The sequence below is a fragment of the Candidatus Nitrospira neuquenensis genome, assembly GCF_979578155.1.
This window is the reverse complement of the sequence record NZ_CEFZDU010000022.1, coordinates 99016-122675: the sequence shown is the minus strand read 5'-3', so window position 1 is coordinate 122675 and position 23660 is coordinate 99016. Positions and strand designations below refer to the sequence as shown.

The window sequence follows — 23660 nt, the reverse complement described above, 5'->3', positions numbered from 1 at the left end:
ATGGGACTCGACGGGAAGACAATTCTGGTCACCGGCGGGACGGGGTCGTTCGGGAAACAGTTCATCGAGTTCGTCTTGGCCGAATACCAACCCAAGAAGCTGATCGTCTTCAGCCGGGACGAGCTCAAGCAGCACGAGATGAGGTTGAAGTATCCGGATACCGGCAACTCGCCCGTCCGCTACTTCATCGGGGATGTGCGCGACCGCGACCGGCTGAATCGGGCCTTCTATGGAGTGGACATCGTGGTCCACGCCGCCGCCCTCAAGCAGGTACCGTCCTGCGAGTACAACCCCTTCGAGGCCGTGCAAACGAACATCCTGGGGGCGAAGAACGTCATCGACGCGGCCATCGACAACGGCGTCCAGCGGGTCTTGGCGCTCTCGACGGACAAGGCCGTGAACCCCGTGAACCTGTACGGGGCGACCAAGCAGGTCGCCGAGAAGCTCTTTGTCCAAGGCAACTCTTACGTCGGCCGGCGCCTCACCAGGCTAGCCTGCGTCCGTTACGGCAACGTGATGGGCAGCCGCGGCAGCGTCATCCCCCTGTTCCAGGAGCAGCGCCGGAAGGGCGTTTTGACGATTACGGACAAGCGGATGACGCGTTTCTGGATCACGCTCGATCAGGTCGTCCGCTTCGTCGTCCGCTGTGCGGACCTGGCCATGGGCGGCGAGATATTCGTGCCGAAGATTCCGAGCATGCGGATCACCGACTTGGCGGAGGCGGTGGCCCCCGGGTGTAGGGTGGAGGTCACCGGCATCCGGCCGGGCGAGAAACTGCACGAGATGTTGATCTCGGCCGACGAGGCGCGCAACGCCGTCGAGTTCGACGACATGTACGTCGTCCAGCCCATGTTCCCCTGGTGGGGTGGCGACCATCTCCAGGGCGGCAAGGCACTCCCCGACGGGTTCAGCTTCGAGAGCCACACCAACGCGCGGTGGCTCTCGTCCGGTGAGTTGCGAGCCCTGATCGGAGAGGCCTGACCATGGCCCATCGGCTGCTGGTGACGGGGAGCATGGGGCTGGTCGGGGCCACGCTCGTCCTCGCCGCCTCGAAGCGGTACGAGGTCGTGGCTGGCTCCCGGCGGCCCATAATCGAATTCCCCTGCGTGGAGTCGGTGGAACTCGACCTCGCCAGCGACGAGTCGATCGCCGCGGCGGTGTCGGCGGCGCGGCCGACCGTTGTGGTCCATTGCGCGGCCGAAACCCGCGTGGACTGGTGCGAGGACCATCCGGACGAGACGATACGGGTGAACGTCGAGGGTACGGCGCGGCTCGGCCGCGCGGCCGCCTTGGTCAACGCCCGCCTGGTCTACATCTCCACCGACTCGGTCTTCGACGGCACGCGAGGGGCCTACGTGGAGGAGGACGAGCCCCGGCCGCTCAACGTCTACGCGCGCTCCAAATGGCTGGGGGAGCAAGCCGTCCGGCGAGAGGCACCGGACCATCTCATCGTCCGCACCAATCTCTACGGCTGGAACGTGTCTCCCAAGGTCAGCCTCGCCGAATGGATCCTCGGCAGGCTGCGGCGGGGCGAAGAGGTGCCGGGGTTTCGGGACGTGATCTTCTCCCCCTTGCTCGTGGACGACCTCGCGGACATCCTGCTGCACATGATCGCACGGGACCTGAAGGGGCTCTACCACCTCGGCGCGCCGGACGCCGTGAGCAAGTATGAGTTCGCCCGCGCGCTGGCCCGGGAATTCGGCCTTGACCGGAACTTGGTCCGTCCCGCCTCGATCGCCTCGGCGGGGTTGCGGGCGGCGCGCCCCCTGGTGACGAACCTGAATCCGGCCAAGGCGGAGGCTGCGCTCGGGAGGGCCATGCCCCCCGTCGCGAAGGGCCTGCGGCGTCTTCGGCGGTTGGAGGAGAGCGGCGAGGTCGCCGCGCGTCGGGCCCTGTGTCCGGCCCCGGTGTCGTCCGGCGCGGCGCCGGGAAGCGGAGCGCGGGCGTGACCCGGCTGCCGATCGGCCGTCGGTGGATCGGTGACGGCGAGCCGACCTACTTCGTCGCCGACATCTCCGCGAACCACGACGGCGATCTCGGCCGTGCCAAGCTCCTCATCCGGCTGGCGAAGGACGCCGGGGCCGACGCCGCCAAGTTCCAGAATTTCCGGGCGCCCCAGATTGTGAGCCGACAGGGGTTCGAGGCGCTCGGCGCGCAACTCGCCCACCAGGCCTCGTGGAAGAAGTCGGTTTACCAGGTCTACGAGGCGGCGTCGCTGCCCTGGGAGTGGACGAAGGTGCTCAAGGAGGAGTGCGACCGCGTCGGCATCGACTATTTCTCCGCCCCCTACGACCTCGCCGCCGTGGACATGCTCGATCCCTTCGTCGAGGTCTACAAGATCGGCTCCGGCGACATCACCTGGCCGGAGATGTTGGAGCACGTGGCGCGCAAGGGCAAGCCGGTCATGCTGGCGACCGGGGCCTCGAGCATCGGAGACGTGCAGCGGGCCGTCGAGGCGATTCTGGCCTTGAACCCCCGCCTCGTGCTGATGCAGTGCAACACCAACTACACCGGCGACCCGGGGAATTTCCGGCACATCCACCTGAACGTGCTCAAGACCTACCGGGCGATGTTCCCCTCGGTGCTCCTGGGCCTGTCGGACCATACGCCCGGCCACGCCACAGTCCTCGGCGCCGTGGCCCTGGGCGCCCGCGTCATCGAGAAGCATTTCACCGACGATACAAGGCGGGAGGGACCGGATCATGCCTTCTCCATGGACCCCGGTACGTGGATGGAAATGGTCGCCCGTACCAGGGAGCTGGAGGCGGCCCTGGGCGGGGGCAGCAAGGCCATCGAGGAGAACGAGCGGGCCTCGGCCGTCGTCCAGCGCCGGTGCCTACGCGCCGCGCGGGACCTTGCGCCGGCCACGGCCCTCACGCGCCAGATGATCGACGTCCTGCGGCCGGCGCCCGAGGACGCCATCCCGCCGTTCGAACTGCCCCGGGTGGTCGGCCGGCGGACGCGCGTCGGGCTGCGGGCCGGGGAGCATCTCACCTGGAGCAAGCTGGAGTAGGGCGGACGGCACGGTGCGCGTTCTCTACTTCTCCCGCGACTACACGACCCACGACCGGCGCTACCTGGAGAGCCTGGCCGCCGCCGGCTACGACGTGGGGTTCCTGCGCCTGGAGCAAAGGGCGGTGGCCTACGAGGGGCGGGAGCTGCCGCCCGGCGTCAAGTTGCTGGTCTGGGCCGGGGGCCGGTCCCGGGTCAGGTCTTGGATGTGGCCGCGCCTCGTCGTCGGCCTGCGGCGCGTGCTTCGCGAGTTCGCGCCCGACCTTGTCCATGCCGGACCTGTGCCGTCCTGCGCCTTCCTGGCCGCGCTGGCCGGCGCGAGGCCGCTGGTAGCGATGGCCTGGGGGTCGGACCTGCTGGTGGACGCGGAGCGGAGCCCGGTGGTCCGTCGGCTGGCGCGGTACGCGCTCCGGAAGGCCGAGGTGGTCATCGGCGACTGCCGCGCGGTCCGCGAGCAGGTCCGGGCCCTGGCCGGCGTCCCCGACGAGCGCATCGTAACTTACCCCTGGGGCATCGACCTGGAGGTGTTTCGGCCCCGTCGCTCCGCGCTGGACTTGCGCGAGCGCCTCGGGTGGGGCCGCTCGTGCGTCTTCCTCTCAACGCGGTCCTGGGAGCCGGAATACGGGATCAATGTCCTTGTCTCCGCCTTCCACCGCGTGGCGGAGTGCCACCGCGACGCCCGCCTGATCCTGCTCGGCGCCGGCTCGATGGCTCGGCGGATCAGGAACATGGTCGAGACGGGCGGCCACGCGGACCGGATCCATCTCGCCGGACAGGTTCCGCAAAGCGCCCTGCCCGACTACTACAACCTGGCCGACCTCTACGTCAGCAGCGTCCCCAGCGATGGGACGTCCATCTCTCTCCTGGAGGCGATGGCCTGCGGACTGCCGGTGATTGTGGCGGACGCCCCCGGTAATCGCGAATGGGTGACGCCCGGACGGAACGGCTGGCTGTTCGAGCCGGGCAGCGTGGAGGCCCTCGCCGGCGCGATGGCGGCGGCGCTCGACGCGGCCGACTCCCATTCTCGGATGCGCGAGGCCAACGTGGCGCTCGCTGGACAGCGGGCGGATTGGAGCAAGAACGTGCAGTTCCTGCTCTCGGCCTACGACACGGCGCTCCGGTCGACGAGGCAGGGCGCGATGGAATTGGCCGGATGATGGCCGACGCGGCCGGCGCGCGCTCCTGGGTAGTTGCGATCGTCCAGGCGCGCATGGGCTCTTCCCGGTTGCCGGGCAAGGCCATGTCGGACCTCCGCGGCCGGCCGCTGCTGGCTCGCGTGATCGAGCGGGCCAAGCGCATCCGCGGCGTGGACCGGGTGATCGTGGCCACGACCGCCGACCCCTGCGACGGGGTGCTGCTGCGTCTGGCTCAGGACTGCGGGGTGGAGGGGTTCGCCGGCGCCGCCGATGACGTCCTCGATCGCTACTATCAGGCCGCGCAGCGGTGGGACGCGTCCGTCGTCGTCCGGCTCACGGGCGATTGCCCGCTCTTGGACCCGGAGGTGTCGGGCCGGGTGGTGGGCGAATTTCTTCAGGGTCGGTTCGATTACGTGAGCAACGTCCATCCCCCGACCTTCCCGGACGGGCTCGACACGGAGGTCGTGTCCTTCCCTGCCTTGGAGCGGGCCTGGCGCGAGGCCGTCCTGCCCTCGGAGCGCGAGCACGTCACACCGTTCATCTGGAAGCGAGGGGATCAATTCCGCCTCGGCAACGTCGACCACGGCTGCGACCTCTCCGCGCACCGGTGGACCGTGGATCAGGAGGAAGACCTGGCGTTCGTCCGGGCCGTCTACGACCGGTTGAGCCATGCGGGGCCGGTCTTCGGGATGGACGAAGTCCTGGCTCTTGTGACGCGCGAGCCGCAGCTTGCGGCGCTGAATCGCGGTCTGACCAGGGACGAGGGGTACCGCCGCTCGCTGTCCAGGGACCGGGATGCGGAGGGCGCGCACCGGGCCGCGTCCGGGTAGGCGCCGCACGCGAAACCTGCAAGCCATGTCGCCCGCTGCTCCTCGGGACCCCAAGGAATTCGGCATCCGCGCCCACCGGGCGATCCCCGGCGGCGCGCACACCTATTCCAAGGGAGACGACCAGTTTCCGGCCAACGCGCCGCGGGCCTTCGTGCGGGGCAAGGGGGCCAGGGTCTGGGACCTCGAGGGCCGGGAGTTTGTGGACTGGGGGATGGGTATCCACAACGTGCTGATCGGCCACGCGGAGGACGCGATCGACGAGGCCGCCATCGCGGCACTCCGCGCCGGCCAGAATTTCTCACGGCCGACGGATCTGGAAGTCCAGACGGCCGAGGCCCTCCTGTCCCTCTTCGACGGCCTCGACATGGTGAAGTTCGGCAAGAACGGCTCGGACGCCAATTCCGCCGCGCTGCGGCTGGCCCGGGCCGTGACCGGTCGCGACCGCGTGGCCTACGACGAGAGCGCCCCCTTCTTCAGCATCCACGACTGGTTCATCGGGACCACGGTGATGAACGCGGGGATTCCCGAGTCGGCCGTCCGGCACATGGTGCCGTTTCGGTACAACGATGTGGAGAGCGTTGAACGCCTCTTCGCCGAGCATCCCCGCAAGCTGGCCGCGGTGATCCTGGAGCCCTGCCGGGAGACCAGGCCGTCGTCCGGCTTCCTGGAGCGGCTGCGCGCGCTCTGTGACGAGCAGGGGACCTTGCTCATCTTCGACGAGATCATCACCGGGTTCCGCTACGCGCTCCGCGGCGCGCACTCGCTGTTCGGCGTCCGGCCCGACCTGCTCGCGCTTGGGAAGGGAATGGCCAACGGGTATGCGCTCACGGCCCTGGTCGGCCGGCGGGAATACATGGCCCGGGGCGGGCTGGATCATCGGGAGCCGCGGTGCTTCCTGCTCTCCACGACGAACGGGGCCGAGCGATCGGCCCTGGCCGCCGGCCTGGCCACCATCCGCTTTTATCAGGTGCATGACGTGATCGGGGGCCTGTACCGGACGGGCCAGCGGCTCATGGACGGGCTGAACCAGGCGGCCGGACGGCACGGCGTGGCGCATCACGTGGCGGCGGCCGGCGATTTTGCGTGCCGGCCCGTGCTGACGTTCCTGGATCACGAGGGACGGCCCTCGATGGCGCACCGCACGCTGTTCATGCAGGAGCTGATCCGCCGGGGCGTCTTTCTCAACTGGGTCTGTCCCTCGTTCCGCCACGGTGACTCGGAAATCGCGCAGACCCTGGATGCCTGCGAAGCCGCCTGCGCCGTATACCGGCGGGCGCTGGAGCAGAAGTCCGTCGAGGGGCTGCTGGAAGGGAGGCCGGCCAGGCCGGTCTTTCGCACCTACAACCGGTGCCTCCAGAGCCGGTGCGGGCGGCTGCACGCGGATGCGCCGAGACTGGCCTGCTGCCTGGACGAGGGCAGCGAGCCGCAGGGGCGCCCATGAGCCGGGACGCCGGCAAGGTCGAGGCGGCGTTGGTGGTCGGGTGTGGCTCCATCGGGCGGCGGCACCTGCGGAACCTGCGGGCCCTCGGCGTGCCGACCCTCCTCGGGGTGGATCCGCGGGAGGACCGGCGGCGGCAGGCTGCGGATGAGGCCGGCGCGGTCGGGTTCGCGAACCTGGAAGAGGCCCTCGATCACAAGCCGACCGCCGCCATCATCGCGACGCCGACGGCGCTGCATGTCCCTGCGGCCCTCGAGGCGGCCCGACGAGGCTGCCATCTGTTCATCGAGAAGCCCCTGTCCCACAGCTTAGAGGGGGTGGAGGAGCTGATCGCGGTGGCGGCGCAACGGCGCCTGGTGACCATGGTCGGGTGTAACTACCGCTTCGACCGGAGCCTCAACCTGGTCAAGCGCCTGATCGAGGAGGGCGCGGTCGGGACAGTGGCCTCGGTCCGCGCGGAGTTCGGCCTGTTCCTGCCGGCCATGCATCCCTACGAGGATTACCGGGACTTCTACGCCTCGCGCGCCTCGCTCGGGGGCGGCGTCATCCTGGACCGGACGCATGAGCTGGACTACCTGCGCTGGATGTTCGGCGAGGTCACGGACGGGACCTGCCTGCACGCCAAGCGGAGCGACTTGGACATCGACACCGAGGACGTGGCCGAAATGCTGGTCAGGTTCAAGTCCGGGGTGATCGGCGCGATCCACCTGGATTTTCTCCAGGCAGAATACCGGTGCGTCGCCCGCGTCGTCGGCGACCGCGGCGTCATCGAGTGGAGCTTCAATCCCCAATTGGTTCGGGCCTACGCCCACGCTTCCGGGGGATGGAAGACGCTCCTCGACCATCCCGAGCCGGACGTCAACGAGATGTATGTGGAAGAGATCCGGTACTTCCTGGAGGCCGTCGCAAAGGGCGGGCCGACCTGCAACGACCTCGCCGAGGGGAAGAAACTGATCGAGTTGCTCCTCTCGCTCAGGCAGGCGCCGCGCCCGACGCCGGCCGCCTGAGCAATCCGTCTGCAGACCACGCATGTCCCGCCCGCTGAAGCCCCTGGTCGAGGAACTCTACCCGCTCCACCGGACCCTTGTGTCCGATGGGACGGATACGGCCTTGAGCATCATCGCCGCCCACTTCCCGAAGGAAGGGGGGTTTGCCGTCGAAACCTACGCGCCCGGCGCGGAGGCCTGGACCTGGAGGATTCCGGAGCGGTACCAGGTGCACGAGGCCTATCTCGAGACGGAAGACGGGCGGAGAATCCTCGACTTCAAGGATCACCCGCTGCACCTGGTCTCCTACTCCAAGCCGATCGACCGTCTCCTGACCTGGGCCGAGCTGGAGCCGCACCTCCATTACTCAGCCAAGCGACCCGATGCTATTCCCTGGGAGTTCAAGTACTACGAGCGCGACTGGGGGTTCTGCCTGAGCAAGAGCCGATTCGACACACTGGACCGGGCGATCCGCTACCGCGCCGTCATCCGGTCGGAGTTCGTGAGCGACCCGCTGCAGGGCCTGCGGGTCGGCTGCGGCCTGCTGCAGCCGACCGGCGGGGCGCGGCCGGGATTCGGAGAATTCCTCATCGTCGCGGACGTCTGCCACCCCTTCCAGGCGAACGACAGTATCACGGGCGTCGCCGTCGCGATTGAGCTGGCGCGGCGGTTAGCGGAACGTCCCCTGCCGGCCCATTCCATGGCGGTCCGGTTCCTGTTCTGCCCGGAGACCGTCGGCAGCATCGCCTATCTCTCGCGGCACGAGGACCTCATCCCCGGGTTCCGCGGGGGGCTGTACTGCGAGATGTGCGGGCATCGGGAGAGCCTGATTCTGCAGCGGACCCTGCAGGACGATCACCTGCTGGACCGCGTCGCCCGTTCGGTCCTGGCGGCGATGGGCAGGCCCTTCCGGGAGGGGCCCTTCGCGCGGGTCGTGGTCAACGACGAGTTCGTACTGAGCTGCCCTGGCGTCGAGGTCCCTGCGATCGGGCTGAGCCGCTGGCCCTATGACGAATACCATACCAGCGACGACAATCTCTCCATCATCCAGGAGGACATGCTCCAAGAGACGGCCGACGCGGTCGAGCGGATCGTCCGCATCTATGCCTCGAACTTCGTGCCGCGCAGCCGAGTGAAGGGTCCGATCTTCCTGAGCCGGTATGGTTTATGGGTGGACTGGCGAGTCAATCCGCCGCTCAACGCCGCCATGGATCAGATCTTGGTCCGGCTCAGCGGGCGCGAGTCCGTCTTCGACATCGCCGAGCGGACGGGCCTGGACTACTGGGACGTGCGCGGGTATGTGATGCGCTTCGTGTCGCTGGACCTGGTCGAAGTCCTGCCGTGGCGGGAGGGGGCTGGGTCCGTATGACGCGCGTGACCTCCCCCGTGGTCGTGTTCCTCGCCGATCTGCAGAACTCCTACTACCGATACATCCGCAATTCCGTTCCGATCGGGATGGGCTACGTCGCGGCCTACCTCAACAAGGTCTTCGGCCGCGACATCGAGATCCATCAGTTCAGGAAGTTCGAGGAGCTCCACGAGGCGCTCAAGTCCAGGACCCCGCGGCTCGTGGCGTTTGGCTCCTACAGTTGGAACACGCAACTGACCGTCAAGGCCGCGCGGTATCTGCGGTCCAGGCTGCCGGCGGCGATCATCGCGGTAGGAGGGCCCGATGTCTCTGAAGTCGTGTCGCTTACGGCCGAGGAACTCCGGGCCCATCCGGAGGTGGACTTCTACTTGCCCAACGAGGGCGAGGCCCCCACGCGCAATCTCGTGGAGGCGCTGCTGGGGAGCGACGCGGTCGAGGTGAGACGCCGGGACGTCCACGGCTGCCTGTCGCTCGACCCCGAGACCGGCGAGGTCCGCGGCGACGTCATCGCCCGCTTCGAGGGGGACATCAACGACATTCCTTCGCCCTACTGCGACGGGTTGATGGACCGGTTCCTGGCCGAGCCGGACTACCTGCCCATCATCCAGACCGCCCGAGGCTGTCCCTACCAGTGCACCTTCTGCGTGTCCGGCAAGGACAGTTGGAACAAGGTCAAGGCCTTCGCGATGGAGCGGGTCAAGGCCGAGATCGACTACATCGAGAAGCGGGCGGTCAACCGCTATCTCCGGTTGGCCGACGAGAACTTCGGCATCCTGCATCGCGATATCGAGATCGCCGACTACCTGGCGCGCAAACGGAAGGATTCCGGGTTCCCGACCGCGGTATCCGTCTACACAGACAAGCATCCGACGGACCGGGTGAAGAGCATCAACCTCCTGATGCGCGACCTGCTACCGTTCAACATCAGCTATCAATCCATGACCGACGAGGTGCTGACCAACATCAAGCGCGTGAACCTGAAGGACTGCCGGGTCGCCGAAGCGGTGGCGTTCGCGCGGGCCAACGACCTGATGCTGGTCAGCGAGCTGATCTTCGCGCTGCCGGGGGAGACACTCCAGTCGTTCCTCGCCTCGATCGACCGGCTGGTCGAACTCCGCTTCGAGAGCATCGCGTTGCATCAACTGCGGATTCTCAAGGGCACGGAGATGGACCTGCCCGAGGATCGGCGCAGGTACGGGGTCAGGACACAGTTCGCCATGTCCGAGAACGGCTACACCAACCACCCGGAGCTGGAGAACATCGAGATCGACGAGTGGGTGGTCGAGAACAAGACCCTGACCCGCGAGGACTATTTCCGCGCCAACGGCTTCATCTTCCTCTTCGACTTCGGCCACTACCGCGGCATGCTGCGCGAGGCGCTGTTCTTCTTCGAGGCGCTGGGCGTGCGGACTACCGAAGTGCTCTGGCGCGTGGCCCAGGACCCCGCCCGATACCCGACGGCCGGCCGTTATGCCGGGCGCTTCGTCTCCGCCATGCAGCAGTTCTTGTTCGACACCCCGGACGCCGTCGAGGCCTTCGTGCGAAAGAAGATGGCCACCAACCCCTCGGAGCTCGAAGGCATCTATCGCCTCAAGGACCGGCTGATGATCGAGCTGCTGATGGCCGGGCATCTCCCGCAAGTCGTGGACGAAGTGGCGGATGCCGGCCGGGAGATCTATCGGCAGCGGCACGGGGACTTCGACGCCGCCCTCCTGGATCAACTGGAGCTCATCAAGCAAATCGTGATCCACTGCCACATCCCGCTCGACCGGCAGAGTCCGGAAGAGCTGGCCGTGGTCGGAGCGTACGACGTAGCGTCGTGGGCCCAGGATCGGTATCTACGCCCACTCGGCGAATACCGGCGCGCGGCGCCGATCCGGATCGGGCTCCGTATCAGAAACCCGGAAAACTATCATGCCCTGTGGGGCAACACCGACACGCTCTTGGAACGGTACAAGCGGCATTTTTTGACGATCAACTCCTCCAACCGCCGCCGGATCATCGTGCCGGCTTCCGAAGGCGAGGTGCCCGCGTCGGACGATCATGGTTCAGCGCCAGTCCGCCGCGGGGCCACGGTTTCTTGGCGCGGCGCCACATGATCATCCTCGGCATCCATGACGGGCACAATGCGACTGCCGCCGTCATGGTGGACGGCAGGGTCAAGGCTTGCGCGAGCGAGGAGCGTTTCACGCGCGTGAAGATGGACGCGGGCTATCCCGTGCATGCCATCGACTACTGCCTGCGGGAGGCCGGCGTGCGGGGGCGGGACGTGGACGAGATCGCCTTCGCCACCTGCACCCACGACCCGTTGTTTCTCTGGGTCAAGAGCCATGCGACCTTCACGATCGAGGACTGGCTGACCCAGGAGCGCGAGGTCTGGCGGCCTCTCCTGTACGACGGCGTGGACCGCTGGTCCGAGTACCGGCGCCAGCTCCTGAAGGATGAGCGGTTCCGCGGGCTGGCCCATTACTATGATTTCTCGCTCGTGGACCTGGACGGGCCGCCGGCCGGCCGGGCGGATGCCACCCGCCGACTCCGGCATGACGCCGTACGCCGGCACCTGGGGTGCCCGACCGACCGGGTACGCTGCTACAACCATCACCGCGCCCACGCGGCCTATGCCTACTATGCCAACCCGAACCGCCGGCCGGACACGCTGGTCTACGCCCTGGACGGGGGCGGCGACGGGAGCACCGCGGCGCTATTCCGCTCGACGCCGCAGGGCCTCAAGGAGTTGGCCCGCTCCAACGACTGTCACGTGGCCCGGCTCTACCGGAGCATGACGCTCCTGCTCGGGATGAAGCTCGGCCACGACGAGCACAAGCTGATGGGTCTGGCCCCCTACGCCACCGAGCGGGAGTTCGAACGGAGCTGGACGGTCTTCAAGGATCAGTTCGCGGTCGTTGACGGCGTCAGCGTCTTCAAGGCCGGGAAGCCGCGCGACCTCTTCTTCCACTACCAGCGCGCCTTCGAGGGCCACCGGTTCGATGGGATCGCCGCGGCGACCCAGCGGATGGCGGAGAACTGCGTCACGGAATGGATGCGTGTCACAGCCGAGCGGCAGGCCTGCCGCGCCCTGGCCTTCTGCGGCGGCGTGGCCATGAACGTGGTGCTCAACGGGAAGCTGGGCGCGGCGCCGTTCCTGGATGATTTCTACGTGCCGGCGAGCCCGGCGGACGAGTCGCTCGCGATCGGCGCTTGCTACCTCGCGGGCGAGCGCGGGGAGGGGCCGGAGGGACTGGCGCCCATCACGGACATCTACCTCGGCCCCGACCTTGACGCGGGGGCGGTTCGCCGGATGGTCGAGCGCCGGGACCTCCGCGGACGACTCGAGGTGACCGAGGGCGTCTCCCCCGAGGACGTCGCGGCGCGGCTGGCGGAGGGCGCGGTCGTCGCGCGCTGTGCGGGCCGGATGGAGTTCGGGCAGCGGGCACTGGGCAACCGCTCGATCCTCGCCGATCCGCGCCGGCCGGAGGTCGTCGAGACGATCAACCGGCAGGTCAAGTATCGGGACTTCTGGATGCCCTTCGCGCCGATGGTACGGCGCGAGCGGCTGGCGGAGTACTTCGTGCTGCCGCCCGGCAAGGTTGTCGGGTCACCCTACATGATGTTCGTCTGGCCCTCGACCGAGCGGGCCCGGCGGGACTTGCCCGCGGCGCTCCACCCCTCGGACAAGAGCGGGCGGCCCCAGGTCCTCGCACGGGAGGACAACCGAGCCTGCGCGGACCTGCTCGAGGCCTTCGAGCGTCGGACCGGGGTCGGCGCGCTGCTGAACACCTCCTTCAACCTGCACGGCGAGCCCATCTGCCTTACGCCGGAGGACGCCCTCTCCACCTTCGAGCGGTCGGACCTCGATCTTCTGTGGCTCGGCGACGTGCTGATCGGCCGGCGCGGACGCCGCCGGGGAGAACGGCCATGAGCGAGGACAGGGGCTGCGCGTTCGGGTTCATCCGGCTGCCGGCGCGGACCGAGAAGCCGCGGTCGGCCGGTCTCACCCTGGTCCTGGACAAGGGGCTGACGATTCCGGAGACGCGGGAGCAGGCGGCGTTCGCCGGTCCCTACATCGACGTGGTCAAGCTGGGTTGGGGCACGGCGCGTCTGTTGGACCGGCGGCTCGTGCGCGAGAAGATCGAGGTCTACCGGGGGCAGGGGATCGGGGTCTGCCCCGGCGGGACCTTCCTGGAGATCGCGGCGGCCCAGGGGCAGGCGGACGAATTCCTGACGGAAGCCCGCGACCTGGGCTTCACTCACATCGAAGTGTCCGACGGCGTGGTGTCGCTCGGCGCCCGGAAGCTCGATCTGATCGGGCGCGCGGTGGCCCTGGGCTTTCAGGTCCTCTCCGAGGTGGGGCGCAAGTCCAGCGTCGAGGACGAGCGGCTGGACATCGGCCAGCGCATCGAGGCGATCCGCCGGGAGTTGGCCGCCGGCTCCTGGAAGGTCGTCATCGAGGGCCGCGAATCGGGCGACGTGGGCATCTACGACGCAACCGGCCGGGTCAAGCCGGAGATGGTCGGGCGGATCTCCGAGGCGGCGGACCCCTCGGCCGTCGTCTGGGAGGCGCCGCAGAAGAGCCAGCAGGTGTGGCTCATCCGGCACTTCGGGCCCAACGTGAACCTCGCCAACATCTCGCCCGCCGACGTGATCTCGGTCGAGAGCCTGCGGGTGGGGCTGCGCGGCGACACGGTCCGCGACTACCACGTGGACCAGACCGCCATCACCATCGAGCTGGGCCCGCAAGGCGCCCTGGCCGCCGGCGCGCGCGGCGACGTCATCGTGGTGATCGACGTCCTGCGCGCAAGCACCACGATCGTGACCGCGCTCGCCCACGGCATGCGGGCCGTCGTGCCGACGACTTCGGTCGAAGAATGTCGCGGCGAGGTGACGGCGGGCGAACGCGGTGGCAAGACGGTCGCGGGGCTCATGCACGACAACTCGCCGGTCGTCTTCGCCCACAAGGACTACCGCGGCAAGGAACTGGTGTTGACGACGACGAACGGGACGGAGTGCATCAAGGCGGCGGCGGCCGGTCGAGGACTCGTGCTGATCGGCGCACTCGTGAACGCACGGGCCGTGGCAGCGCAGGCCTACCGGCTGGCCCGGGAGACGAACCGCAACATCACGCTTCTGGTGGCCGGACGCAACAACAAGATGGCGGTGGAGGACCTCCTCTGCGCCGGTGAGATCGCGCTGGCCTTGCCGAACTGCGCGGTGCGGGGGGAGATCCCGCTGCAGCAGAGCGCGGACCTGCTCAGTGACCTGCTGGCCTCCGAATCGGGCGCGAACCTCGTCTCGCTGGGTAAGCGGGCCGACGTGATGTTCTGCGCCGAGCAGAACGTCTACGACGTGGTTCCGGTCTGGGAACGGGGCCGCTTGGTGCCTTTGAAGGACGGGACGGCCCCCGCCTCGCCCTGAGCGACGCCCGGCCTCCGCCTCGCATGGACGATCTGCACGACTGCCTGGTCGAGGTGTTCCGCCTGGACCCCGAGCATCCCCTCTCCGACGATATGGGCCCCTCGGACGTGACGGGCTGGGACTCCCTCGGCTGGCTGGCGCTCCTGAACGCGGTAGAGGCCCGGTACGGCATCACGCTGTCGCTCGACGAGGCGGCCGCCACGAAGACCATCGGCGACCTCCGCCGTCTGATCGAGGCCAAGGTTCCCGGACGGCTCCCGGCCCGCTGACGGGCTCGTCGCGATCTCCATGGGACAGCTCACCACGATTGCCGATCTCCTGACCGCCGGGGCCGAACGCTTCGGTCTCACGCCGGCGTTCGTCGGGTCGCAGAGCGCCGTGACCTATCGCGAAGTCGCGGAGCGCGCCGGTCAGATCGCCCGGACGCTGGCGCGGCACATCCCGTCCGGTTCCCCCGGCCGGATCGCGGTGTATGTCGCGGGCAAGGCGTCCCTCTGCCTGGCTTTCTACGGCATCGCGGGCCATGGTCGGTCGGCCATGGTCTGCCCGGAGGAGTTGACGCCCGAGCAGTTGAACGGGGTGCTGGCGAAGTACCGACCGGACGGCGTGATCTTGGACGAGGGCACGGTCGCGCGGACGGCCGGCGCGCTCAGCGGCTACGAAGGCCGGCGCTTCGCGCTGGCGCGCTCCGGCGCGCTCGAATTGCTCTCGGGGCCGCCGCTGGAACGGTCGGACGGTGGCGCGACGGCATGGTCGCCCGACCCGGATGACGAGGCGCTGGTCCTGTTCACCTCCGGCACGACCGGCGACAAAAAGGCGGTCCCCATCAGTCATCGGAATCTGATCGAGACCGCGCTGATGATCAACCGGTTCATGGGCGTGGAGCGGCCGGTCACCGAATTCGTGACCGTTCCCTTGAGCCATGCCTTCGGGCTGCGGCGAGTCGTCTGCGATCACCTGCTCGGCGGAACGGTGGTCGTGGAGGATGGGCCCTTCAACCCGGCTCTGGCGCTTCGGCGGCTGAGGGACCGCGCCTGCACCGGCCTCTCGGCGGTTCCCGGCGTGCTTGCGGTGATGCAGGCGGCCTTCGCCCAGGCCCTCCGCGAGGTGGGACCGCGCATCGAGTTTATCGAGCTCGGGAGCGCGCCGCTCTCCGCCCAGGGCAAGGCCGAGTTGTGCGAGCTGTTTCCCAAGGCGCAGATCTCCATGCACTACGGCCTCACCGAGGCGTCGAAAGTGACGTTCCTCCACTTTGCCCGGGACGCACACAAGCTGCACACGGTCGGCAAGCCCTCGCCCGGCCTCGAGGTCAAGCTGGCCGACGACGAGGGGACGGAAGTTCCGCGTGGGGCCGTGGGGGAGGTCTGGGTCAGGGGCTACAGCGTCGCGGCCGGCTACCTGCAGGACGAGGCCCTGACCAGGGAGCGGTTCGTGGACGGCTGGTTCCGGACGGGCGACCTGGCCCGCAAGGACGCGGAAGGTTACCTGGAACTGGTCGGGCGGGCCGACGACCAGATCAACGTCGGCGGCAAGAAGCTCTATCCGCTGGAAGTCGAGCAGCGGATCAGGGACGCCTTTCCTGAGTTGGACTGCGCGGTCGGTGCGGAGCCGCACGCGCTGCTCGGCGCCAGGCCGGTCCTCTATTACAGCCAGGCCACGCCGGTCGGCCCGGCGCTCTTCCGAGAGGTGGTGGCGCGGCTGTCGGCCTGCGTCGAGCCCTATAAGGTTCCGGTCCGTGCAGTCTCGGTGCCGACGATTCCGAGGACCGGCAACGGCAAGGTTCTTCGGCGCGACCTTGCACGGCTGGCCCGGGAGGTGGCGTCATGAGCCGACCTGCTCAGGAAGGTTCCTTCACCGTCAAGGGCGTCGCCTCGGCGCTGCGGTCGCTCGGGCTGGGGCGCGGCGACCAAGTCATGGTTCACAGCGACCTGCGGCGGTTCGGCGTGGTGAGGGACGAAACCGGCCGACTCGCGCTGGCGCTGCCCCCCGCCCTGCTCTACGAGGCGCTGCGCGAGGTGCTCGGCGATGAGGGGACGGTCGTCGTCCCGACTTTCAGCTACAGTTGGACAAGAGGGGAGGTCTACAACCCGGCCACGAGCCCGTCGTTCGAGGGCAGCTTCAGTGAGTATGTCCGCACGCTCCCGGGCGCGAAACGGAGCCCGCATCCGTTGATGTCAGTGGCCGCAGTGGGACCGGCGGCCGGCGCGCTCCTCGACGGCGTGGACGACACCTCCTTCGGCGAGGGCTCGCCCTTCGGCCGCATGCACCGGGCCGACACGAAGCACCTGACGGTCGGCGTCTCCGTCTGTTCGTTCTCCGACTACGTCCAGTGGGCCTGCCGGGTGCCCTACCGGTATCCCAAGCGGTTCCGCGGCTGGGTCGAGACCGGCGGGGCGATCAGGGAGGATGTTTGCGAGCATTGGGTCCGGTACCTGAACCGGGGGCTTGAGCCGAGGCCCTTGTTTGACGTGCTCGATCATGATCGGCAGGGGCACTTCACCCTCACCTCGCTCGCGGGGCTTCCGCTTCGACTGGCCTCGAGCAGGGCGCTGTTCCACCTAATGAGAGCGAGAATCGACGCCGATCCCTATGCCTTCTCGTCCAGGCCGAATGCTGAGTCTACGATCGACCGGGTTGCAGGGCTTCTTTCGGCCGGATCTCCTCACGGTTTCCGTCTCTATGCCGTAAACCAGGACGGCATCGAGCGATGGGTCTGGGTTGTGCCGGCATGGCTCGTGCGCGTGGAGGCATCGATCCGGGACTCGGATGGCCGGAGCCTTGCGACGTCGGCGGGCGGTGCCCTTGAAGTGTTCCTCGATTCCTCGCGCGGTCTGTGCGTGGATGAGCGCCTGAGCGGAGCGGATCTGGCCGGCCGGCTCGTCGCCGACCGAGGAGAGGTCACCGCCGGGCGTCTGGCGCGGAGCGGCTGGCTGATTCGGCTCCCTCGCGGCGAGACGGCCCCCTTGTCGGTCCGAGCCGTCTATCATGTGCATATCGAAGCGGAGGCAAGGCGTACCGGCGATCCTGACGGTGTCGCGCGGGTCGTGGTTCTGGTCACGAGGGGTAAGCGCCCTGGGGCCGTGGAGGCGATGGACTGCGCAACCCAGCTGGTAGGGCTTGGCGAATTCGAGAGTCAGGCGCGCGCGTTCGTCGCATCCCTGCTTCGCGGGGCACCCATCATCGCCGCGCTCGGCGACGGCGCCGCCGCCGCCGCGATTCCGGCTTTAGCGCCGGACTTGGCCGGCGGTGTCCGTTCCACCGAGCCGGTCCAGCCTGAGAAGGTGTGCTGACGTGGGCGGTACCCTGCTGATCGCCGAGCATCCAGGGCACGTGGCAGCCTTGGAGGCGGCCGGCTTGCCGGGCCGGCCGGGAACGGAGGTTCTCGCAGTCACCGCGCTGGCGCAGCACGCGCTCGAACGGGTCGGTCGCACGTCGGTGACACCCGACGACTTCTGCACCCAGGAAGTCATCAACGGAGCGGGCGACTGGGTGACCCGGCTCCTCGGCGTGCTGGAGTCCAAACTCGATCCGTTGTTGATCGACCGGTTGCCCGACCTCAAGCGCCTGGAGGGGGCGGGCCCGGTGGCTCTGGCCTGGTGGGAGGTGCACCGCCTCCTCTCGCCCTATGCCGCCGCGACCGCCGTGCTCGTCCGCGTGCTCGATGGGCTGCGACCGTCGCGCGTCCTCTGTTTTGCGGGTGCTTCCCTAGGGGCAACGGTCCTTGAACGGAGACTCACTTCCCCGTGGCCGATAACCCTGTCGGCGCTGGCGGCGTCACGAGGGTTGCGCATCCAGATCATCCGGGAGCCTGCGGGCCAGCCCGACCGGCGGATTTCCCTGCCCCTCCGTGAGCGCATTCCGCTGTGGTGGAGGGGCGTTCGCGCAGCTCTGACCGCTTTCCGGGGCACCCGGCTGCTGCTGGGACACGGAGCAGGAATCTCGAAGGGGCCCGTACTGGTTCTGGGACCCCGAGGGGACGAGCTGTCGCATCTCCTGCCGGTGGCAAGCCGCCGGAACGAGTCCGGCATCTGGACCTGGAACTTCCTGACACCGCCCCTACGGATTTCCCCGCTACCGCGCCGCCGCCTCGATCGACCGGCTCCAACGGCATCGCCACCGCATCCCGGCTCGTTGTGGTCGGAGGTCTGGACCGACGCCGACCTTGCGGAGGCGACGACCTTCGAGGGGGTCGGGTTGGACCGGGTCCTAGCTCCTGAGCTGGAGCATCTCTGCGACCGGATCGCGCCCGAGTTGGCGACCTTGACCACCGCGGCGGAGGTCATGCTCGACCGACTCCAGCCATCGGTGGTGTTGACGGAGTTTTCGCATCGGCGCGAGCATGTGGTCCAGCGACTCGCGAGCTTACGGAATATCCCCGCGGTCGAGTACAACCACGGCGTCGGGCTCATGGCCTCTTCCTTTGAAACAAGGGGGGCACCCCTGGCGTTTCACCGCGGATGGCGGTGGGCGACGCGGGTGCTTGCCCAGGGACCCGGCGTCGTGGCCTACATGGAGAAGTGGCATCGGGTCGGGCACAAGACCCTTCCCGTGGGCTCGGCCCATCTCGACGGCTTCCGCCGGGCCAGCCGGCGCCCCTGGGCCAGAATGCTGGCTCGGGCGTGGCTGGGCGTGGACGACTCCACTCGCGTCGCGCTCTACGTCCAGAATCTGGGAGAGGGCGTTATTCGCCAGCCTCCGCACCGAGGCCGTTCAACGGGGCAGCAATGGAGACTGGAACAACATCTCCTTCGCGCAGCGGCGGCCTGCCCCCAGGTCCGTTTGTTCATCAAAAGCTATCCCCATCACCAGGTTCTGTCGGACCGAACGCCGATCGAGGAAGTTCTAGAGGAGCACGGTCCCTCGAATTGCCGCATCGTCCGCGCTCCGATCGAGGCGATTCTAGCCGGTGCGGACCTGTTGGTCGCGGACACCCCTACCTTCTCGTTCTTCCAGATGCTCGCGACCGACCTGCCGGTCGTCCTCTGTGGCTGGGAGATGCCGTGGCCGTTCCAGCCGGAGCGGTGGCATCCGGCGATCACGCCGATGTGGCGCGACAGGGTGATATACCTAGAGACGCTCGACGACCTCGATCGTCGGCTGCCGGAGATCTTTCGCCATCTTCCCCTGCCACGGGTGGGCGACAGTACCTTGCTGCGCGAGTTCGGCACTCATCTGGACGACGGGGACAGCGTAGAGCGGGCGTGGCAGGCCCTCGCGAACCTTTCCGTGTGACGGTGTCCGCGACCTACTCCCCGGCCGGCGATCACGAGAGGCCCGCATGATCCTGTTCTTTCAGACGAGGTCATGGTGGAGCGTAGCGTTGGCTTGGCGGCATGTAAGGCGGGCCTCGCGCGTGGTCTTCCATCATCGTGCCCCCTTGGGCGAGTTGCCTCTTCGTCCCGCGCCGGACCCGGGGATGCGCCTCGTCCGGCTGCTCAACAGAGACGCGCTGATCGAGGAGGTGAATCAAGAGCAACTCTACGCGCTCGGCTTCTACCAAAATAACTTCGAATCGGATGTCTTGGTCGAGAGAGTTTTCGAGCGGGTCGAGCGGTCGGGCGCGTATTCGCTGGTACGCGAGGTCGTAGGGGACCAACGAGTCGCCAATTTTTTTAAGATGCGGCTCCTTGACCCCATCCGAGAGCAGGCCTGTTTTTGGCGGGCAGTTCCCACGGTCCTGAGAGGGAGGGGCACCGGTGCCGCTGTTCCTGCAACGAACGACTCCTACGGCCTGACGGACATCCTTGATTCCGGTGGGCAGGTGCGACGTTTGGTGCCCTGGGGTGTGCGTGCGGCGCGGTCCGCTCGTAGGACCGCGACGCGATGGCTGGCCGTTGTCAGCCTATGGAACCCACTCCGACTCGCCGCGTTGCCGCTGGCGTATCTCACGTGGTTAATCCTGCGCCGTGGGATCGCGTTCAAGAGCGTGCCGTTCCGCACGGATGTCGCCATGCCCTTGATCTGGGGATTCGGCAAAGACGGAGTGGTTCGGGGACGACGACGGCACGACAACGGATATCTGGCGAACGAGAGCCTCCCGCTGGATCGTTTTCTTTTCTTCTTCTCCGACTGGACCTTCGAGCCGGAGGAGAGGAGGACGCTGGAAACGTTCATGGAGAGGCAAGGGATACGGTATTGCGACCCTCGGGAATTTTCTCCCACGCCGGGGTATCTGCGCGAGGCGTTCGTCCTATGTGTCCGACTCTGGTGGGGCCTGGCCCGACGCCCGTGGATTCTCTGGGACGATCCCTGGTTCGTGGCGATCGCCGCGGCACTCCTCTACCACTACCTGCAGGAGATGCTCTTCACTCGCTCGGTCGAATACCGGGTCCTTCTGGAGTATCAGGACTATCTGTCGGCTCACGTGCTCCGCACGATCCTGGCCGAGCGGAGCGGACGCGTGACCGTCGGTCTGCATCATAACGAGCCGGATGGCCCCTATCTCTTGCCCGCGCTGCGGTATGTGCGGGTCAGCCGGTATTGTCTTTGGGGAGAGGCATTCCGCCGCCTCTACGCGCCTTATTGGGAGGATCTCGGATTGGAAGCGGTCGGAGCCCCCCGCCTGGATTACGTCGTGAACGCCCTGGCGAGCGACGGATGCAACGAGCTCGATCGCCGCTTCGCGGAGCGCTACGGCGGCCGTCGCCCGCTGATCGTTCTCCTGTTCCCCGGCCTTTCTCGTCTCAACGTCCCGGCCCGAGTGACGGCGATGCTCGATGGCCTGAGCCGGGTGCTCGAGGTCGGCGGGGATTTGACGATCGTCTGCCGGTTCAAGGCGCCCGCCCACCTGGAGGCCTTCCTGGAGAAGGGCCTTGCCGGGATCATGAAGGCCGACCCAAGGATCGTGGTGGACATGACGGACTTCACCACGTACGAATGGTTTGCGCTGAGCGATGCGGTCATCGTGAACAGTGCCTCGACCGGGATGATCGAGGCAGCGGCCGCGGGGAAGCCGTGCTTCACGTTCGATTATCAAATGATCGCTGAAATCGTCTACGCCAGGTTTGGGACCGATCTCATACTCCGGACGGCGGACGATCTCGTGCGGGTCGTCAAGCAGGTCCGCCAGGGGTTCATTGGCTGGGATTGCCGGTGGGACCAGCTGGCGAAGGACTATTGTTATTTCGCGGACGGCCGCAACCTGGACCGCTTCCGGCGGGTCATCCTCGACGCCCTCGCCGAGGTGGAGGGCCGGCGCCTCAGGGAGGAGACAGCGGGATGAGGATTCTGGTGTTGGGCGGCGACGGATACCTCGGGTGGCCGACGGCCATGTACTTCTCCAGCCGCGGCCACGAGGTCATGATCGCGGACAGCCTCGCCAAGCGGCTCTGGGAGGCCGAGTGCGAGGCCCTGCCCCTCTGGCCGGTTCCGACGTTGCACCAGCGCGTCCGCCACTGGAAGGAGGTCACGGGCCGGGCGATCGAAGCGCGGATCGTGGACATCGCGACGAACGATCGCCGGCTTTACGAAGTCCTGGAAGAGTTCCGGCCGGAGGCGATCGTCCACTACGCCGAGCAGCCGTCGGCGCCCTTTTCCATGATCAGCCGGCAGAAGGCGGTGCTCACGCAGCAGAACAACGTGCTCGGCACGATGAACTTGCTGTTCGCCATGAAGAGCCGCTGCCCGGAGGCGCACCTGGTCAAACTCGGCACGATGGGCGAGTACGGCACCCCGAACATCGACATCGAAGAGGGGTTCCTCACGATCATCCACAACGGCCGGACGGATACGCTACCCTTCCCTAAGCAGCCGGGCTCCTTCTATCACCTCTCCAAGGTCCACGACAGCCACAACATCATGTTCGCCTGCAAGGTGTGGGGCCTGCGGGCGACCGATCTCAACCAGGGCGTGGTCTACGGGATCGAAACGGACGAGACGAGGTTGCATCCGGAGTTCCTGCGCACCAGCTTCCACTACGACGCGATCTTCGGCACGGCGCTGAACCGGTTTTGTGTGCAGGCTGCGATCGGCGCACCGCTGACCGTCTACGGCAAGGGCGGCCAGACACGCGGCTTCCTGAACATCATGGACACGCTGCAGTGCGTAGACCTGACGGTTCGCAACGTCCCCAAGCCCGGCGAGTACCGGGTCTTCAATCAGTTCACGGAGGTCTTCACGGTCCTGGACCTCGCCGAGCGGGTCAAGCAGGCCGCGGCGCACTTGGGCCTGCGGGCGGCGATCGACCACATCCCGAACCCACGCGCCGAGCTGGAGCAGCACTACTACAACCCCAAGCACACGAAGCTGGCCGACCTGGGCCTCAAGCCCCGGTTGCTCAGCGACGTGCTGATCGAGGAGATGCTGGGGGCGGTGATGACGGCCAAAGGGCAGGTGGACGGCCAGGTGCTCTATCCCACCGTGAAATGGCGGGAGGAGTAGCGATGGCCGCGAACCGAGCCGAGCTCATCCGGGCGTTTGCGGCGGCCGAGCGGTCGTCCGAGGCGTTGACGGCGGTCGAGCCGGCGTTCGAGCACGCCAAGGTCAAGCTCACGGACAATTGCAACAGCAAGTGCGTCACCTGCGACTACTGGAAGACGACGCACGAGAACGAGTTGACGCTGGACGAGCTGCTGTCCGTCGTGGAGCAGCTTGGGGCGCTCGGCGTGCGGGAAGTGATGTTCACGGGTGGGGAACCGACCATGCGCGCGGAGTTGCCGGCCGTGGTGCGCCGGGCCGCGCAGGCGGGCTTCGAGACGATCGGCCTGACGACCAACGGGCTGTCCCTGACCCAGGACAAGCTCACGGCGCTGCACGAGGCGGGGCTGACGCAACTCGTGCTCTCGCTGGAGGGGCTCACGCTGCACGACGAGATCCGGGGCGTCCCGGGCAACACGGCGAAGATTCTGCGGCACCTGGACCGTCTATCCGAGCGGCGGGCTCGGGGCTGGCGGCTGTCGGTCAAGCTCGCCGCGACGCTGATGGAGAAGACCTTCGGCGAGGTCGGTGGCCTGATCGAGCTGGCCCGCGCACACCGCGCCGTCCTGTTCGTGAACCTGATCGACCGCGGCACCTACTTCTTCCGGGGCGCGCCGGCGGACCTGATGACGGTGCGGGATCGCGCCCGGCTCCAGGCGGTGATCGACACGCTCGTCGCGGCGAAGGAGCGGGACCCCGTCCTGATCGGCAACACCTTTTCCTCGCTGGAGTACGCCCGGCGCTACTTCGACGATCCGAAGCAGGCGGCCATCCCCTGCCACCTGGGCTACATCGGCGTGGACGTGGACGCCAACGGCGACGTTTACTCCAACTGCTGGGGACTGCCGCCGGTGGGCAACGTCCGGCGGGCGCCGCTGGCCGACATCCTGAAGTCCGCGGCGTACCGTCTCCGCTGCCAGGCCATGTTTCGGAAGGAATGCCCCGGCTGCTCCTGCGGCTACATCCTGAACCTGGCCTACCACAAGCCGTCGGTCGAGCTGGATGCGCGGTACGGGCCGGCGGCGGCCGCCGCGGTCGGCTACGCCGGCACTCAATCGTGAA

At 67.7% G+C, this 23660-nt stretch carries 18 protein-coding genes; all 18 read left to right on the top strand.

Annotated elements, in window-relative coordinates; all coding sequences use genetic code 11:
- The 18 genes from pseB (at window position 1) to AC1U7O_RS09310 (ending at window position 23659) form a co-directional block, all read left to right on the top strand.
- Complete coding sequence (pseB, locus tag AC1U7O_RS09395) at window positions 1-981, top strand: UDP-N-acetylglucosamine 4,6-dehydratase (inverting) (RefSeq protein ID WP_479894474.1); 981 nt, start codon at window positions 1-3, stop codon at window positions 979-981.
- A gap of 2 nt (window positions 982-983) precedes the next feature.
- On the top strand, window positions 984-1949 hold the full coding sequence (locus tag AC1U7O_RS09390; protein ID WP_479894473.1) for an SDR family oxidoreductase: 966 nt from the start codon (window positions 984-986) through the stop codon (window positions 1947-1949).
- On the top strand, window positions 1946-3013 hold the full coding sequence (locus AC1U7O_RS09385) for an N-acetylneuraminate synthase family protein (RefSeq protein WP_479894472.1): 1068 nt from the start codon (window positions 1946-1948) through the stop codon (window positions 3011-3013). The genes AC1U7O_RS09390 and AC1U7O_RS09385 overlap by 4 nt, the downstream gene beginning before the upstream one ends.
- Before the next feature lie 13 nt (window positions 3014-3026).
- Complete coding sequence (locus AC1U7O_RS09380; protein WP_479894471.1) at window positions 3027-4169, top strand: glycosyltransferase; 1143 nt, start codon at window positions 3027-3029, stop codon at window positions 4167-4169.
- Window positions 4166-4978 (top strand): cytidylyltransferase domain-containing protein, encoded by an 813-nt coding sequence (locus AC1U7O_RS09375; protein ID WP_479894470.1) that lies wholly within the window; start codon window positions 4166-4168, stop codon window positions 4976-4978. Before AC1U7O_RS09380 ends, AC1U7O_RS09375 begins: the two co-directional genes overlap by 4 nt.
- 25 nt (window positions 4979-5003) lie before the next feature.
- Window positions 5004-6419, top strand: a complete 1416-nt coding sequence (locus AC1U7O_RS09370; RefSeq protein ID WP_479894469.1) for a glutamate-1-semialdehyde 2,1-aminomutase — start codon at window positions 5004-5006, stop codon at window positions 6417-6419.
- A complete protein-coding gene (locus AC1U7O_RS09365) occupies window positions 6416-7423 on the top strand; it encodes a Gfo/Idh/MocA family protein (protein WP_479894468.1) in 1008 nt (335 codons plus the stop codon). The genes AC1U7O_RS09370 and AC1U7O_RS09365 overlap by 4 nt, the downstream gene beginning before the upstream one ends.
- Before the next feature lie 22 nt (window positions 7424-7445).
- A complete protein-coding gene (locus AC1U7O_RS09360; protein ID WP_479894467.1) occupies window positions 7446-8771 on the top strand; it encodes a DUF4910 domain-containing protein in 1326 nt (441 codons plus the stop codon).
- Window positions 8768-10870 carry a B12-binding domain-containing radical SAM protein gene (locus AC1U7O_RS09355; RefSeq protein ID WP_479894466.1) on the top strand — a complete coding sequence of 701 codons (2103 nt, stop codon included), beginning with the start codon at window positions 8768-8770 and terminating at the stop codon, window positions 10868-10870. Before AC1U7O_RS09360 ends, AC1U7O_RS09355 begins: the two co-directional genes overlap by 4 nt.
- The gene (locus tag AC1U7O_RS09350) at window positions 10867-12690 is read left to right on the top strand and encodes a carbamoyltransferase C-terminal domain-containing protein (RefSeq protein ID WP_479894465.1); all 1824 of its coding nucleotides are present in this window, start codon (window positions 10867-10869) and stop codon (window positions 12688-12690) included. Before AC1U7O_RS09355 ends, AC1U7O_RS09350 begins: the two co-directional genes overlap by 4 nt.
- Complete coding sequence (gene comA, locus AC1U7O_RS09345) at window positions 12687-14183, top strand: phosphosulfolactate synthase (protein WP_479894464.1); 1497 nt, start codon at window positions 12687-12689, stop codon at window positions 14181-14183. The genes AC1U7O_RS09350 and comA overlap by 4 nt, the downstream gene beginning before the upstream one ends.
- A gap of 23 nt (window positions 14184-14206) precedes the next feature.
- A complete protein-coding gene (locus AC1U7O_RS09340) occupies window positions 14207-14452 on the top strand; it encodes an acyl carrier protein (protein WP_479894462.1) in 246 nt (81 codons plus the stop codon).
- Window positions 14453-14471: 19 nt separating this feature from the next.
- Window positions 14472-16010, top strand: coding sequence for a class I adenylate-forming enzyme family protein (locus AC1U7O_RS09335; protein WP_479894461.1), 1539 nt, complete (start codon window positions 14472-14474; stop codon window positions 16008-16010).
- The gene (locus AC1U7O_RS09330) at window positions 16007-17473 is read left to right on the top strand and encodes an AAC(3) family N-acetyltransferase (protein ID WP_479894460.1); all 1467 of its coding nucleotides are present in this window, start codon (window positions 16007-16009) and stop codon (window positions 17471-17473) included. The genes AC1U7O_RS09335 and AC1U7O_RS09330 overlap by 4 nt, the downstream gene beginning before the upstream one ends.
- 1 nt (window position 17474) lies before the next feature.
- Entirely contained in the window at window positions 17475-19415 is a 1941-nt protein-coding gene (locus AC1U7O_RS09325; protein ID WP_479894459.1) for a hypothetical protein, read from the top strand.
- Window positions 19416-19599: 184 nt separating this feature from the next.
- Complete coding sequence (locus tag AC1U7O_RS09320; RefSeq protein WP_479894458.1) at window positions 19600-21405, top strand: hypothetical protein; 1806 nt, start codon at window positions 19600-19602, stop codon at window positions 21403-21405.
- On the top strand, window positions 21402-22562 hold the full coding sequence (locus AC1U7O_RS09315; protein ID WP_479894456.1) for an NAD-dependent epimerase/dehydratase family protein: 1161 nt from the start codon (window positions 21402-21404) through the stop codon (window positions 22560-22562). The genes AC1U7O_RS09320 and AC1U7O_RS09315 overlap by 4 nt, the downstream gene beginning before the upstream one ends.
- A 2-nt stretch (window positions 22563-22564) precedes the next feature.
- On the top strand, window positions 22565-23659 hold the full coding sequence (locus AC1U7O_RS09310) for a radical SAM protein (RefSeq protein WP_479894455.1): 1095 nt from the start codon (window positions 22565-22567) through the stop codon (window positions 23657-23659).
- Window position 23660 lies beyond the last annotated feature (1 nt).